Raw genomic sequence first — 16,065 nt, 5'->3', positions numbered from 1 at the left:
AAAAGAGCAGGGAGTGGAAGATATGAACGACAAGCTGCGTCATCTGATCGATAGCATTGCCCAGCCGGATGGAGTGGCGGCTTCGGCAGCTTCAGCACATTTGGACCAATTAACGAAGCCACCTGGAAGTCTTGGAAAGCTGGAGAGTTTGGCCATTCAGTTAGCAGGAATTACTGGCGTGGACAAGCCTGAATTTGATCGCAAAACGGTGATGGTCATGGCTGCGGATCATGGTGTGTGTGAAGAGGGAGTTAGCGCCTTTCCAGCTGAGGTTACGCAGCAAATGCTGTATAACATGCTGTCAGGCGGCGCAGCAATTAATGTGCTGGCACGTCATGCGGGCGCTGATGTCCAGGTAGTAGATGTTGGCGTGAATGCGGATGTCTCTCACCCGAGTTTGGTGAATCGTAAGGTGCGCATGGGCACTTCGAATATGGCTAAAGGGCCAGCGATGCTGCGTACGGAAGCGGAACAAGCAGTTTTGGCCGGAGCTGAAGCTGTAGCAGAAGCGGTTAAAGGTGGCACACGGCTATTCGTTACTGGAGAGCTGGGCATTGGAAATACGACAGCCAGTGCTGCTGTTGTATGTGCGCTCACCGGGCTTGAGCCGGAAGTTATCGTAGGCCGGGGGACGGGCGTAGATTCGGCGGGACTTACCCGTAAAATAGCCGTTGTCTGCCGCGCATTGGATGTGAATCAGCCGGATGCCAATGACGCGCTGGACGTGCTGACCAAGGTTGGCGGTCTGGAGATTGCCGCTCTGGCAGGCGTCATCCTCGGCGCAGCCGCACATCGCTGTCCAGTGGTGCTGGACGGCTTTATTTCCGGCGCGGCTGCCCTTGCTGCACGCGCGCTTGCGCCTGCAAGCGCGGCGTACATGCTTGCTTCGCACGCCTCGGACGAGCGCGGACATTCAGCGGTGCTTCGCCAGCTCAAGCTGGAGCCCATGCTCCATCTGGACATGCGGCTCGGTGAGGGCACGGGCGGTGCGCTGAGCTTGCACCTGATTGATGCGGCGTGCCGCATTATGCGCGAAATGGCGACCTTTGCCGATGCAGGCGTATCGGACGGTCAGGGAGCCGCGCAGCGATGAAGGCGCTCGTGACCGGCGGGGCACGCAGCGGAAAAAGCGGCTTTGCCGAGCGATTATGCATGGCGCGCGCACCGCGTGCCTGCTACATTGCAACGGCGCAAGCCTATGATGTGGAGATGAAGGAGCGCATCGCCCTTCATCGGCTCCAGCGCGATTCTGCCGGGTATGACTGGCAGACGCTGGAGGAAGCGCAGGCGCTGCCGGAGCTGCTGCGACAACTTGGCAACGCTCAAGCGTCGCAGCCTGCGTCTATGGTGCTGGTCGACTGCCTGACCCTGTGGCTGTCGAACGTACTGCTGGCCGCAGGCGAGGACGGTGAAACTGCCGCCAGAGCCGCCATGGATGAACTGGCAACAGCTGTGGAGCAGTATCCGGGATCGCTCGTCATCGTAACCAATGAAGTCGGTGACGGTATTGTACCAGAATATCCGCTTGGAAGGCTGTACCGGGATTTGAGCGGGATTATGAATCAGCGGATTGCCCGTCTTTGTGATGAAGTTTTTTTAGTAACGGCGGGTATCCCCGTAGAACTTAAACAGTTGGAATATAAGCTATGAGCAGTGAACGTCAGGCTGTTGCTGCGGCTTTTCAATTTTTATCCCGTCTACCGGTCAAGGCGGAGCTGGATTTTTCCCCGGAGTTGCTGAAACGCAGTACAAGTTATTATCCGCTGGTTGGATTGGTTATTGCCATTATCGTTTGGAGCTTTGCGGCGCTTACGGCTATGGTGCTGCCACCAGTGCCATGTGCGATTCTTACCCTTGCTGTCTGGGTGTGGTTGACGGGCGGACTGCATCTGGACGGGTGGATGGATGCGGCTGATGCCTTGTTTAGCTACAGGTCCCGTGAACGGATGCTGGAAATTATGAAGGATAGCCGTGTAGGAGCGATGGGTGTTATTGCTTGTGTACTGCTACTCATGCTCAAGGCTTCTTTGTTGTATACCGTGCTGGTTGAGCGAAATGCGTCCGGCTTGCTGATACTTCCGATGGTTTGGAGCCGTTGGTTTATGGTACATGCGATGAGGCGCTGGCCTAAAGCCCGTAACGATGATGGGCTGGCGGCGCGTTTTGCTGATATGAACGGTAAACGTGTCGGACTGGCCGTATTCTGGGCAGTATTAGTGACGCTATGCGCTGCTTCAGGGCAATATATCTTTGCAGGTTTAGCTACAGTAACAGAGGAAGCAGGGGGCCTATCGTTAGCAGGGGCATACTTACAGATGCATCTTTCGTATTCTGGGTCTTTTCCAATCTGGCTAGGATTTGCATTGCTTCCGCTTTTGGCCTACGGAGCTGGAACCTTTGTTGCAAACCGTATTAACCGCCGCCTTGGGGGACTTACGGGGGATATATACGGAGCTTTGAACGAATTGCTGGAGACGGTTTTGATGCTGTTTATTGTCATTTTGTACGGGTTGTGACCAAATTTGAAATGAATTCGTTAAAGGGGAAGAGGCAATTGTCAACTTTCGAACCGTCCCGCACGAACCCGGCAGCTATATTGATGCTTCAAGGAACAGCGTCGGATGTGGGCAAAAGCGTAGTAACGACTGCGCTGTGCCGGATCTTTCTGCAGGACGGCTATCGTCCCGCACCGTTTAAGTCACAAAATATGGCGTTAAACTCTTATGTTACTGAGGACGGCAAGGAAATTGGACGTGCTCAGGGTGTGCAGGCCGAAGCTTGTGGTATTGAGGCGACGACCGATATGAATCCAATTCTGATTAAGCCGGTCAAGGACATGCACTCACAAATTGTTGTACACGGTGTACCTTATGCCTATATGAGCGCCTCTGATTACCGAAAGGATTTTTTGCCACAAGCCAAGCATACCGTCATGGATGCGCTGAATCGGCTGCGTGATACCTATGATATTGTGCTTATGGAAGGGGCGGGCAGCCCGGCAGAGATTAATTTAAAGGACCGCGATATTGTAAATATGAACCTTGCAGGCTGGGCGGATGCTCCAGTACTGCTGGTTTCGGATATCGACCGGGGCGGTGTCTTTGCCTCTCTGGTAGGGACTATCGAATTGCTGGAACCCCATGAAGTACGGCGTATCCGTGGATTTATCATTAACAAATTCAGAGGCGATTTGTCCCTGCTTCAACCGGGATTAGACTGGCTGGAAGAACGGACAGGTATTCCTGTACTCGGTGTATTGCCCTATTTACCGGACATTCGTATTGAAGCAGAGGATTCGGTCGTACTGGACAAGAAGCCTAAGCGGTCAGCAAAAGATAAAGAATTAGATATAGCGGTGATACGCTATCCGCGTATTTCCAATTTTACGGACACGGATGCTTTGGCTGCAGAGCCTGACGTGAGCGTACGTTATGTCACAGAGGCCAGACAATTGGGCGTACCGGACGCTATTATCTTACCGGGAACCAAAGACACCATCGGAGACCTGCTGGAATTGCGTGAAAGAGGGCTGGAGGAAGACATTCGAGAGGCCATGAAGACGGGACGCACGCAACTGGTTGGTATTTGTGGGGGCTATCAGATGCTGGGCACAGCGCTATTTGACCCCGATGCCGTCGAATCTGGGTTGCCGCAGCAGGCAGATGGATTAGGATGGCTAGCTCTATCTACGACCTTCTTAAAGGAAAAGCAAACCGTGCGTGTTCAAGGAACCCTGTCTAATCATTGCCCGCTTTTGCTAAGCGCTGCACCTGATTCAGGTTCTGCCGCCAAGCCAATCATTGAAGGTTATGAAATACATATGGGTGTTACGGAGTATGTCACGGAACCACATGTATCTATAGACAGAACTCCAGACTCAACGAATATGAAAACATTATTCCAGATTCAGCGTGGGGAAGGGGCCGCCTTTGAGGAAGGTTGCGGCACGATTGACGGTAAGGTATGGGGAACCTACTTGCATGGTGTGTTTGATAATGACCGTTTTCGCCGGTCCTGGTTGGATGGATTGCGACAAGCCAAGGGCTTGGCAGCTTTAGATAGCACTTTTACTGTACGTGAAGCCAAGGAACAAGAGTTTGACCGTGTCGCAGAGGTGGTACGAGCTCATTTAGATATGGAGCAAGTTTATCGCATTCTGGGGATGGATTCATAAACTTCTTCATGGAAGATCCTTTAAATCGCTTTAAAAAAATAAAGAGGTATCTCTACAGTCATTTTTGTGACTGAGAGATACCTTTTTTAGCAGCTCAGCTTACTTAATTTTAAATTTTTGGACCGCCTTTTGCAGCTCAGTTGCTTGTTGGCTTAATTGACGAACAACCTCACTGTGGCTTTCCATTTCATTCAGTTGCTCATCGGCATTTAAACCGATCTCCTGAATCATATGCTGTGCATTGGCAGCAATGAGAGCTGTTTCTTCCACGGAAGCAGATACTTCCTCCGAGCTGGCGGATACTTGCTCTGTTGCTGCGGATACGGTTTGAATCGTAGCGTTGATCTTTTGCATGAGCTCACTTAGCTGGTTAAAAGCGAAACTCGCCTGCTGAACCATTTCTGTTCCCGAGTGAATCTCACGGCTAACCTGGGTCACAGAGTCCACAGATTGCTGCGATACTTCCTGAATGGTAACCAAGTAGTCCGAAATTTCCTGTGTTGCTTCTTTGGATTGCTCTGCGAGCTTGCGAACTTCCCCGGCAACTACAGCGAAGCCCCGTCCATGCTCGCCCGCACGGGCAGCCTCAATGGAGGCATTCAGGGACAACATTTGAATCTGCTTTGTAATATCGAAAATTGCAGAAACGATGCTACCAATAGCTTCTGAGCGTTCATTCATACTATGTATGTATCGAAGCGACTCATCAGCGGCATGTCCTACCTGTGACATTTGAGCTACAGCTTTTTGAGCAAGCGTATTACCGTTAACCGTTTCTTTCGTCGCTTCACTGATTTGATCAGATACATCATTGGCAGAGGAAGCGATATGCTGAACACCTTGAGCAATCTCCTCCATAGCCTGCGCATTTTCAGCAGCAGCAGAAGCGATGCTGTTGCTGCCCTTGGCTACTTCTTCAGCGGCAGCTGTAGAGTCCTGCACTTTTACACTCATAGCCTCAGTCCGACGAAGCAGCTCGTCCGACCCTTTAACAACTGCACCTGATGTAGTAAGCACATGGCCAATCATTTCTTTCAAGTTATGAGACATAGATTGGAAGCTGCGGGCAAGTTGAGCAATTTCATTAACTCCATGAACTTTTGCTTCTTGCGACAGATCACCTTGGGCAATTTTTTCACTATGACGAACCAACTCGGCAATGGGCTGCACAACTTTACGTATGACAAGCGTAGAAATAATTCCGCCCAGCAGGAGTGTTACCAAGGTAATACCTATGCAAATCCATAGTATTTGTTGGGATTTTTCCTGTACAAATCCGACATCCTCGTTCACGCCAAGAACTAGATTACTGCCTGATATGGCAAAGAAGGCGGTTTTGTGAATTCCATGCGGATCACTGTACATGTCACTAATATTCATCTCGCCTTGTTTTGCTTCTTTAATATCCTCGACAGGAACGAGAGTATCCTTGACCTTATATGCTGATTTTACGTTTCGTGCGACAACTTCGGCCTTACCATCATCCTTCAGCACCGCAATATATGCCGATTCTAATTTGAGGGTGTCGACCTTGTCCTGAAGATAAGCTTCCATCTGCATAGCAGAGCCCGAATCAGAACCACTTCCTTGCCCAGCCTGAACAGCTAAGGAGATATTGAGATCCTGGTACACATTTTTTGCTCCAGTTTCTAGCAATTGATCTACTTGAGGCATGACACTGCTATTAATGATACTCATGGCTACTGCATAGAAACTGATGCTGAACAAAAGGGACGCAAAGAGTTGAATCAGCAAAAACATAATCCGCAATTTTGCGCCTAGGGAACGATTAAAAAGCTTCATGAAAATTCTCCTCTCACATGATGGTAATAAAACAGACGGATTGCCCTGCTTGATGTAGGCCGCTTGTCCAATGAGATACTAGACAGCCATGATCTACTTGTTTCCTTTCTTTGCTTGAAGAAAAGACTGAAAATGTTCGGATTCTATGTATATTTCAGCTGTATTCAAGGGACAAGAATGAGAAAGGGAAGTAATCCATGATTTACTAAAAAGTAGGTTAGACCTATTTTACATAATTAACAGACGGTTGAATAGTCATATTTGCCCAAAAACAAACAAAAAATATATAACTATGGTCTTAGGTGTTTAGATGTAAGTTTGATGTAAATTATCAGGAGTAAGAAATTAAAAGGCTTTACCTGTGCTTTTATAACTATTGTAAAAAAGAAGGAATATAAGTAGTATAAGGAATGCTACTTTTTACAAGCTTCTTCTAAGCTAGCTTTAGTACGTTCGATGTGGTCTTCAATATACATATAAAAGGGGTAAAGGCAGTTATGGATCGTGAATTACTTTCTAAGAAAATAAACTCGGAGGTAGAAGGAGAAGATAAACAGGAACCGACTAGAGACAAAGATAAAGCGAATAGAGGAGGGAATCCGTTCAGCCGCCTGTTTGATTTTATCTCAGGTGTATTCACTCCGTGCTTGCCATTGCTAATTGGTGGAGGAATCATTCAGGTGATTGCGCCTGTTTTATTGTTCTTAGATTTTTTTTCTGATACTCAAGTTTCCACTGTTTTAGGGTACATTAGTGGGGTCGTATATTATTTTTTGCCCGTTATGATAGCGGTAAATGCGGCAAGAAAGCTTGGTAGCAATTTATTTATTGCGGCGGCAATTGCGGCCTGCTCATTTCATCCTGGCATTATAGAACTGCTGCAATCCAGCCTAAAAATGAACTCAGACGATTTACCCGTGGTGGAGCCACAGTATGTTGCTTCTTTTATACTGATCCTTATTGTTGTCTGGCTTGCATCAAAGATTGAAAAGGGATTGAGTAGGTTCGACCGCTATTCTATTCAACTATTGGTCGTTCCGACATTGATGCTTATCATTATTGTGCCTTTATTACTGTTTGTTTTTGGTCCGCTGTGGACGACCCTGGCTCATAACTTGTCAGATGGTCTTGCTTCATTGTTTGACGATGCGGAAATATTTGCGGGTCTGCTGTTTGGCGGGACGATACCTGTGCTCCATTTTGCGGGCATGCAATATATGATGTCGATGAACATAATAGAATCCATAGCTACGAATGGCTATGATTCTATTACTCCTATTGTTGCGGCAGCAGTTATGGCTCAGGCAGGCGCGGCCTTTGGTGTATGTGTTAAATCCAAAAATGCCAAAGTCAAAACACTAGCTGCTTCCACAGGCATATTGGCTATGTTTGGAATCATTGAACCGGCATTATACGGCGTTAATGTGCGCTTCAAAAAACCGCTTATCGCGGGACTGGTTGGCGGGGCTATTGGTGGGGCGTGTATGTGTCTGTTTGAAGTGAAGTTGACTGCTTTTGCAGCCTTATCTGGCTTGTTTAGCTTACCCCTGTTTTCCGACGCTACATTTGTTTACGCCATTTTGAGCATGCTGATTTCGTTCTTTATGGCTGGCGTAATTACGTATTTTATGGGCTTTGTGGACGAAAAAGAGGAGCAATCCAAAATTGCATCCGCATCCCGCATCAGTGCTTCCTCGGATTTGAATGTGGAAAAGAGCTCTAACAGTTAAGGTGCAACGACAGCACATAATTACATCATGAAAGTGTTTACAAAAAAATCTTGTCAGCTCAGTGTTTATATGATACTATGATGACAGTTATTCAAAACTGCACAATCATGGATTGTTACTGAGCATATCGGGCAAAACCATAAACAGACACTTTGTGTCAGTTTTGGTGTTGCCTTTTTTTACTACTCCAAGCGGCTTAAGGTGATGGAATGAAGATAGCAAAGGTGCTGAATAATAACGTCGTAACGGTCATTGATGAACAGCAGAAAGAATTAGTCATTATGGGAAGAGGAATTGCTTTTAAAAAAAACACAGGCGATGAGATTGAAGAGGGGAAAATCGAGAAAATTTTCAAGCTTGAAAGTACCGAGGTTTCCCGTAAATTGATGACCCTGATGTCTGATATCCCTATTGAGTATGTTGAAATTTCTGATGAAATCATCCAATATGCCAAAACGATACTTGGTGTAGAGTTGCATGACAGCATCTATATTTCGCTGACAGATCATATCCATTTTGCCATAGAGCGTTATCGTTTGGGTATGGACATCAAGAATGCACTTTACTGGGAAATCAAACGAATGTACCGTAAGGAATTCGCGATTGGAACCAAAGCATTACACATGATTCAGGACAAGCTGGGGGTTACACTTCCAGATGATGAAGGGGCGTTTATTGCCTTACATTTGGTGAATGCACAGCTTAACAGTGAAATGCGTGAAACGATAACCCTGACTAATATCGTCAAGGATATTATAAACATTGTAAGTCGCTTTTTTGTAATGGAGCTGGATGAAGAGTCATTAAGCTATTACCGCTTTATTACACATCTCAAATTTTTTGCCCAACGGGTTATGAATGGAACTCCTGTACAAAATACAGATAATTCCCTTCATGATATGGTTAAGGTACAATATAAGGACGCTTATGCTTGTGCGGAAAAAATAAGAGATTATACGACTAAGATCTATGGTCGAAGCTTGTCCCAGGATGAGATGCTGTATCTCACCATTCATATCGAACGCATCATTAAAAATCAATGATTTTATAGATGATCAGGGATTTAGGATTGCTACTTCTAAACCAGAAGGCAAAACCTGAATGCTGAAAGAAGATTGGCTTTTATAAAGCTGTCTGCTTTCTGTATTCAGGTTTTTTTTATTCCTAATTTTCACACTTTATACCTTAAAAAGAAAAGAGGAACACCCCATGGATCGAAATCAATTATCCAAAGAGATACTTACATTGGTCGGTGGAGAAGAAAATGTAGAGCAGGTCATTCACTGCATGACGCGCTTGCGCTTCAACCTTCATGATGATAAGAAAGCTCAAAAAGAGCAGTTGCAAAAAACGGATGGTGTCATGGGAGTCATGGAGAGTGGCGGCCAGTTTCAGGTGATTATCGGAAATGATGTAGCTAATGTATATAAATCATTGGTGAGTAACATGTCCAAGGCACCGCAAAGTGAAACAGGCGCAAGCACTGCATCCAAGAAAAAACAAAACCCGATCAGCCAACTGTTCGACTTTATTGCGGGTATGTTTACACCTATTTTGCCGGCGATCACCGGTGCAGGTATGATCAAAGGGATTATTGCCCTATTGGTAGCTATGCACTGGATGTCTGATAAGAGTCAAACCTATACGATTTTAGCCGCAATAGGTGACGGTGCGTTCTACTTCCTGCCGATTATTTTGGCTGTGAGTGCGGCTAGAAAACTCGGTAGCAATATGTTTATTGGTGCGGCGATTGGTGCTTCAATTTTACATCCAGACATTACAGCATTACTGGCTTCGAATGTAAAGGTTAGCTTTATTGGTCTTCCGGTGACAGCGGCCACGTATTCGTCGACCGTTATTCCAATTGTCATCGCGATCTGGCTGGCATCCTATGTTGAAAAATTCATTGATAAGTATACTCATGCATCATTGAAGTTGCTTGTTGTTCCAACACTGACTCTATTGATTATCGTACCTTTGACGTTGATTGCTGTAGGGCCACTCGGTTCCATTATTGGTAATGGCCTGTCAGGTGGTATCTCTTGGTTGTTTGAAAATACAGGTGCGCTTGCAGGTCTGCTGCTGGGCGGTACCTTCTCCCTGATCATTATGACAGGTATGCACTACGCATTGGTTCCAATTATGATCGGATCGATTGCAACGTTGGGCTATGATTACATGATTCCAATTATGGGAGCAGCTAACTTGGCTCAGGCTGGTGCAACACTCGGCGTATTCTTGAAATCCAAAAATGCCAAAGTCAAAACAGTGGCCTTCTCCACGAGCTTGACAGCTATTATGGGTGTAACCGAGCCTGCAATGTATGGTGTTAATATGCGGTTTAAAAAACCGTTTACGGCAGCGTTGATCGGCGGAGCTGTCGGCGGGGGCTTCATGAGTTTGTTTGGCACAAAAGCGTACGTCGTTGGGGGACTCGTTGGTTTGCCTGGTCTGGCTATGTTTATTGGACCGACTTTCTTGTATGCAATTCTTGGTCTCATTATTGCATTTGTGGTTGCTACGATTGTTACCTATGTGATCGGTTTTACAGATGAAAAGAACGAAGAGGCACCACAAGTAGCAGATGCTGCCGGTGGCATTTCTACTAAGGGAGTAGCACAATCTGCGGTGAGCTCACTTCCGAAAGGTGAGACAATCCCGGTATTCAGCCCAATTATGGGTGAAGTTAAACCGCTCAGTGAAGTTAATGATCCTGCATTTTCTCAAGAAATTATGGGTAGAGGATGGGCTATTGAACCCTCCGAAGGTCGGGTTGTTTCCCCAGTTGACGGCACAGTGTTCTCTATTTCCAAAAGCGGACATGCTGTAGGCTTGGTGAGTGATTCAGGACTTGAAATGCTCATTCACGTAGGGATGGACACTGTTAAACTAAAAGGACTTCATTTTACGCCTCATCTTAAAGCAGGAGATCGCGTGAAGGTAGGCGATCTTATACTGGAGTTTGACCTGGTGGAAATCCGCAAGGCTGGTTACGAAACGATAACGCCTGTTATTGTTACGAATGTGGATCAGTTTAGCGAGTTGGAGCCTGCCGGGAATCAGCATAAAGTGGTTAAGGAACAGGAACTGCTATACACAGTGATTGTCTAACCGTTGAAAAAATCTATGCATAAGCTGAATACAAATCGTTGTGTTCAGAATAACAAACAGCAAGCCTTCATTTTAAGAAGGCTTGCTGTTTGGCGTTTACATAAAGTCTAAAGCTGAAGCATCTTTATTATTTTTATTTCAATAAAACCTACAAAAATAGTTGGCTTTGTGATATAGTAATCTTCGGATTGAAGGGTCGCTTTTTTATAAAACATCTTACGTTTAAGTTTGGAGGAAATGATATATGGATACCTTCTTTATTATTTTGAATGTCATCGTGCTGCTTGCACTGCTCGGCGTATTGGTCTGGATGCAGAAAAAGCGCATCTCTTTTACAAAAAGAGTATTTACCGGACTCGGCTTCGGACTGATCTACGGGGCTATTCTTCAGTACGCTTATGGGGCCGGCTCAGAGGTCATTACCAAATCGGTCGATTGGTTCAACCTTGCAGGTAATGGTTATGTCCGTTTGCTGCAAATGGTCGTGATTCCACTGATCATGGTGTCGATTATTTCGGCTATAATGAACTTGAAGGGAAGACAGAACCTTGGCAAAATAAGCGTGTCCATTATTGCAGTACTACTGATTACAACGGCGATTGCTGCTTCTGTAAGTATTGTAACCAGCCTGTCTTTTGATCTAAAAGCAATTGAGATTCAAAGTGGTGAAAAGGAGCAAGCGCAAGGCCTGAAGATGGAAGAACGACTGGGAACAGTCCAGGATATGACTATTCCGCAGCAGGTGCTGGAATTTATTCCTTCGAATCCTTTTGAAGATATGACAGGGGCACGCCGTACATCGACGTTGGCGGTGGTTATTTTCTCAGCCTTTATCGGGGTGGCAGTACTCGGATTGGATCGTAAAAAACCAGAGCAGGCGCAAACCTTCCGCAAAGTGATCGACGCAGTGTACGCTGTAGTGATGCGGATTGTAACGCTGGTGCTAAGATTGACGCCTTACGGTATTTTAGCACTGATCACGAAAGTTGTAGCTACGACAAATCCGGATGAAATCTTGAAGCTGATCAAGTTTGTACTCGCTTCTTATGTGGCTTTATTGGTCATGTTCGTTATTCATCTTATTTTGCTGGCCTTGTTCGGCTATAATCCAGTGACATATGTGAAAAAGGTATTGCCTACACTGGTTTTTGCTTTTACGTCTCGTTCCAGTGCAGCGACTATTCCATTAAATGTTGAAACACAAACGAAAAAGCTTGGTGTTTCCGACGGCATCGCGAATCTGTCCGCGACCCTGGGAGCAACCATTGGGCAAAACGGCTGTGCGGGTATTTATCCTGCCATGCTGGCGGTCATGATTGCTCCAACGGTGGGCATAGATCCTACAAGCTGGGATTTTATCCTCACGCTTATTCTGGTTGTTACGGTCAGCTCGTTTGGTGTGGCAGGTGTAGGCGGGGGTGCCACTTTTGCTTCCCTGATCGTGCTCTCTACCCTGAACCTTCCCGTGGCCTTGGCAGGATTGCTCATTTCGGTTGAACCGTTAATTGATATGGGCCGTACCGCGTTGAATGTTAATGATTCTATTACCGCAGGCCTTATCTCTGGCAAAGTACTCAAGGAGAACGATCAAGACGTGTTCAACAACCATGGCACGGATCTGGATGTAGCGGCACACTCTTAAGTAAAAGATAGACGAATGGTGTACACTGCAGTCTCATATCGCATTTATAGCATATGTATACGTGCAATGAGCACCCCAATATAAAGAGCCGACCTTAAGGTCGGCTCTTTATATTGGGCTTATGACCGTGTAAATTATAGCTGTTCACAAATCCTAATCTATGATACATTAAAATAATGTTTTTCCGGCTTGTTCGGATGAACCGCGGTTCGCAACCATCCCGCGCTATCAAAACTAGGAGGATTTCATGTTTAATCTGTTATGGGGGGCAGCATTTGTCCTCGTCAATTTTATGTTCTTTTTGTTATGTTATCGGTTGTTTGGTAAAAAAGGGCTGTACGCCTGGATTGGCGTTGCTACTGTATTAGCCAACATTCAGGTAACCAAAACCATTGATCTGCTCGGCATTACCACGACATTGGGAAATACAATGTATGTTTCTATGTATATGGCCAGCGACTTACTAAATGAAAAATATGGGCCTAAAGAGGCGCGAAAAGCTGTGTGGTTCGGCTTTTTCACTCTGATTATGACGACGATCACGATGCAGATGGTGCTGTTATTTGAGCCTACTGCAACGGATTTTGCCCAGACACCGATGCAACAGCTCTTCGGATTGTTGCCAAGGCTTGCGCTTGCCAGCTTGACAGCCTATGCGGTCAGTCAATTGCTGGACGTGCGTCTATATGCCTGGATTCGTAAGTTTTTCCCGGAGCGTCATCAGCTCTGGATTCGCGGCAATGGCAGCACGATGATCAGCTCGTTTATAGACACCCTCATTTTCTGTAGTATTGCCTTTTACGGCTATGCGTGGGGGATATGGATCGAATTGCTGTTCACCACTTACATCTTAAAATTTGTACTGACTGCGGCGGGCACACCGATTTTGTACATCGCACGCAATTTCCGTTTGATAGAAGAGGAGGGGCAAACCCTCAAGCCATGATTTGGCTTGGGGTTGCCCCTCTTTTTTTATCCCAGCACGGTCAGTTCCTTCGGAAATGAGGTCAGCACTTCAACACCTTCAGAGGTGACCAGAACGTCATCTTCAATCCGCACGCCCCCAAGACCTGGAACGTAGATGCCGGGTTCGATCGTGAACACAAACCCTTCATGAAGCAGATCGTTATTGCCTCCGTGTACAGATGGATATTCATGAACACTCATACCAAGACCATGTCCAACCCGATGGTTAAAAGCAGGGCCATATCCAGCGGCTTCAACAACGGCTCGAGCTGCCTGGTCTACGGATGCGCAGGAAACTCCCGGGCGAATGGCGGCAATTCCGGCTTCGTTTGAGCGAAGAACCGTATTATATATCGTTTCCAGCTCAGTCGATAGCTTGCCAAAGGCAAAAGTGCGTGTAATATCCGAAGCATAACCATCGGAATATACACCCATATCAAACATGAGTAGATCGCCGTGTTGCAGCTTGCGGGTCCCCGGAACACCATGAGGCAAGGCCGTTTTGGGTCCAGACAACACTGTCGTGTCAAAGGATGGGCCATCTGCACCAAGTTTTTTCATCTGGTATTCGATTTCGGCTACCAGCTCGACTTCTGTCACCCCTTCGCGAACATGGGTTAGGCCGTGACGAAGAGCATCTTCTACCAAACGAGCTGCATGTTTCAAACGTTGTACTTCCTCAGGAGTTTTTCTCACACGCATTTCTTGAAGCACCGGACCCAGGTCCACATATTGAGCAGCGCCAATGGCAGTATGTAGTTGTTCGTAACGGAGGACGGAGACGTGTTCCTTTTCTAGTGCGAATGCTTTCACTCCGGTTCCTGTGCGTTGGCGTAACAGATCATATGGATTGTCCGTATCAGTGTGGGTGGATATACGCGTCACCGAAGAAGCAGCTTGAGCGGCTTCTGCATCCAGGGCTGGTACAATCAGTTCAGGTTCTTGGTCACGAAGCAGCACGAGCCCTAGAAACCGCTCATGTGGATCACTGGCAAAGCCCGTCAGGTAGTAAATATGTTTGGGATCGGTCACAAGCAGGCCATCCCAAGCTTGTGACTTCAGTTCATCATACAATCTGGTAATTTTATCATTCATTGAGTCTCATTCCTTTCTGTCCATTTATTCATTATAGCTCTTATTACATCATAATTTATATCTTTATATAGCTTATTCTCTTGACTGACTTAATACTTGCAGACGTGCCTGTACATTCTGATCATAGTAACCACCATGGTAACAGAGTACCTTATCCACATCCAATACAGTCAGCTTATCAAGGCTCTTTAGAGCCAACGGCATATCCGGCGTAGCTGACTCAGCGGGACCGACCAGCTCACCTTCGACTACACGCAGTTCATCTGCTGCAAACAGCAGCTTCTGTGCAGGCACATACAAGCTGATATGTCCAGGCGTGTGACCGGGTGTATGAATAATCTGTATGCCTCCACCATAAGGCAGATGTTCACCGTCCTCAAGAATATGAGCAAAACGCAAATCTGGCAGGTGGCGAATCATATCCTCTGCTTGTTGCTTGAGTGCAGGCTCCATCAGATTGATGCGTTCCGGCGTCAGCTTTATAAATGGTCGTTCTCCTGTCATATATGGAATGTCATCCTTATGGGCCAGCAGGGCAGTGTTCGGTAGCAAGTCCAGCAGTGCTTGAACATTTCCGATATGGTCAATATCCTGATGCGTTATAATAATTCTTTTCAGACGGCTTATATCCTCACCCACATCTGAAATAGCCTTGCGCAGAGGCTCCAATTGGCCGAGCATGCCCGAGTCTATCAATGTAAGTCCATCCTCGTCCTTGAGCAGTACAGGATGAATGATCGAATTACCAAAAAAAGGTCCCATAGACACTTCCAAAATCAAAATTTGAGTTCCAATATTCATATTAAGCTGCTTCGGATTCCTTTGACTCCGAAGCATACCTCCCGTCTTATGTCGTTAAACCGGTTAATGTAGCGTTGGCTTATGTTCAAGCTCTATTATAAGACCCTTTGGGGTTAATCCGCAAAACAACTCGATATAGCTGTTCGGGCGCTTGTCCTGTACAATAAATAAATCACCACAATAGGGGGGCAGCTACGATAATGAACAAGGACCAATCTTTTTCCATTGAAATTGCATGCAGGGAGGATCTTCCCGATATTGTGGATATATATAATTCTACGATTGCAGGACGAATGGTCACAGCAGATCTGGAGCCGGTGACAGTAGAGAGCCGTATTCCATGGTTTGAGGCTCATGAGGAAAACCACCGCCCTTTGTGGGTACTAAGGCAAAAGGGGACAATTGCTGGATGGGCCAGTCTTCAGTCCTTTTATGGCCGACCAGCTTATAACGGTACAGCAGAAATTAGCATTTATGTCCATGAGGATTCTCGTGGAACCGGCACTGGAAGCCGTCTGGTACAGCACTTGCTAAATGAATGTCCTAGACTAGGAATTACAACATTGTTGGGGTTTGTGTTTGGTCATAATGAACCGAGTATTGCGCTGCTGCGGAAGTTTGGCTTTGAGCAGTGGGGGTATTTTCCACGTGTTGCCGTGCTGGACAGCATAGAGCGCGATCTGGCTATATTGGGTAAGCGAGTAGATTAATATTGAACTACAGAAAAAGGCTGCCTCCAACAT

Annotated in this window: 13 protein-coding genes; 10 read left to right on the top strand and 3 right to left on the bottom strand. The window is 46.4% G+C overall.

All coding sequences use genetic code 11. The annotated features are described in order from the left end of the window. Positions 1-22: 22 nt before the first annotated feature. The 4 genes from cobT to ACXHJ2_RS16215 are packed head-to-tail and all read left to right on the top strand — an operon-like array spanning position 23 to position 4,174. Entirely contained in the window at positions 23-1,093 is a 1,071-nt protein-coding gene (cobT, locus tag ACXHJ2_RS16230) for a nicotinate-nucleotide--dimethylbenzimidazole phosphoribosyltransferase (protein WP_165081353.1), read from the top strand. After that, the gene (gene cobU, locus ACXHJ2_RS16225; RefSeq protein ID WP_090736167.1) at positions 1,090-1,650 is read left to right on the top strand and encodes a bifunctional adenosylcobinamide kinase/adenosylcobinamide-phosphate guanylyltransferase; all 561 of its coding nucleotides are present in this window, start codon (positions 1,090-1,092) and stop codon (positions 1,648-1,650) included. The genes cobT and cobU overlap by 4 nt, the downstream gene beginning before the upstream one ends. After that, on the top strand, positions 1,647-2,516 hold the full coding sequence (gene cobS, locus ACXHJ2_RS16220; RefSeq protein ID WP_165081355.1) for an adenosylcobinamide-GDP ribazoletransferase: 870 nt from the start codon (positions 1,647-1,649) through the stop codon (positions 2,514-2,516). The genes cobU and cobS overlap by 4 nt, the downstream gene beginning before the upstream one ends. A 38-nt stretch (positions 2,517-2,554) precedes the next feature. Then, a complete protein-coding gene (locus ACXHJ2_RS16215; RefSeq protein WP_165081357.1) occupies positions 2,555-4,174 on the top strand; it encodes a cobyric acid synthase in 1,620 nt (539 codons plus the stop codon). A gap of 99 nt (positions 4,175-4,273) precedes the next feature. Here ACXHJ2_RS16215 and ACXHJ2_RS16210 read toward each other — a convergent pair whose 3' ends face one another. After that, positions 4,274-5,977, bottom strand: coding sequence for a methyl-accepting chemotaxis protein (locus ACXHJ2_RS16210; protein WP_165081359.1), 1,704 nt, complete (start codon positions 5,975-5,977; stop codon positions 4,274-4,276). A 497-nt stretch (positions 5,978-6,474) separates the two neighbouring features. Here ACXHJ2_RS16210 and ACXHJ2_RS16205 point away from each other — a divergent pair, with 497 nt between their 5' ends. From ACXHJ2_RS16205 to ACXHJ2_RS16185, 5 genes are all read left to right on the top strand, one after another. After that, positions 6,475-7,707, top strand: a complete 1,233-nt coding sequence (locus ACXHJ2_RS16205) for a PTS transporter subunit EIIC (RefSeq protein WP_165081361.1) — start codon at positions 6,475-6,477, stop codon at positions 7,705-7,707. Between the two features lie 209 nt (positions 7,708-7,916). Beyond that, on the top strand, positions 7,917-8,750 hold the full coding sequence (gene licT / locus ACXHJ2_RS16200) for a BglG family transcription antiterminator LicT (protein ID WP_013369998.1): 834 nt from the start codon (positions 7,917-7,919) through the stop codon (positions 8,748-8,750). A 166-nt stretch (positions 8,751-8,916) separates the two neighbouring features. Then, complete coding sequence (locus ACXHJ2_RS16195; protein WP_165081363.1) at positions 8,917-10,818, top strand: beta-glucoside-specific PTS transporter subunit IIABC; 1,902 nt, start codon at positions 8,917-8,919, stop codon at positions 10,816-10,818. Positions 10,819-11,062: 244 nt separating this feature from the next. Further along, entirely contained in the window at positions 11,063-12,460 is a 1,398-nt protein-coding gene (locus tag ACXHJ2_RS16190) for an L-cystine transporter (RefSeq protein ID WP_013370000.1), read from the top strand. 247 nt (positions 12,461-12,707) lie between these two features. Further along, positions 12,708-13,406: a queuosine precursor transporter gene (locus ACXHJ2_RS16185; protein ID WP_016820648.1), complete on the top strand. Its 699-nt coding sequence runs from the start codon at positions 12,708-12,710 to the stop codon at positions 13,404-13,406. 26 nt (positions 13,407-13,432) lie between these two features. Here the strand turns inward: ACXHJ2_RS16185 and ACXHJ2_RS16180 are convergent, their stop codons facing one another. Next, on the bottom strand, positions 13,433-14,521 hold the full coding sequence (locus ACXHJ2_RS16180) for a M24 family metallopeptidase (RefSeq protein ID WP_165081365.1): 1,089 nt from the start codon (positions 14,519-14,521) through the stop codon (positions 13,433-13,435). Positions 14,522-14,593: 72 nt separating this feature from the next. Continuing rightward, the gene (locus ACXHJ2_RS16175) at positions 14,594-15,322 is read right to left on the bottom strand and encodes an MBL fold metallo-hydrolase (RefSeq protein ID WP_457874198.1); all 729 of its coding nucleotides are present in this window, start codon (positions 15,320-15,322) and stop codon (positions 14,594-14,596) included. A gap of 200 nt (positions 15,323-15,522) precedes the next feature. On the opposite strand from ACXHJ2_RS16175, the gene ACXHJ2_RS16170 reads away from it, so the two are divergent. Next, entirely contained in the window at positions 15,523-16,032 is a 510-nt protein-coding gene (locus tag ACXHJ2_RS16170) for a GNAT family N-acetyltransferase (RefSeq protein ID WP_165081368.1), read from the top strand. Positions 16,033-16,065: the final 33 nt, after the last annotated feature.

It is taken from the genome of Paenibacillus sp. ALE3 (genome assembly GCF_054113405.1).
Note: the sequence above shows the minus strand (reverse complement) of the source record. Positions and strands in the feature narration are given on the sequence as shown.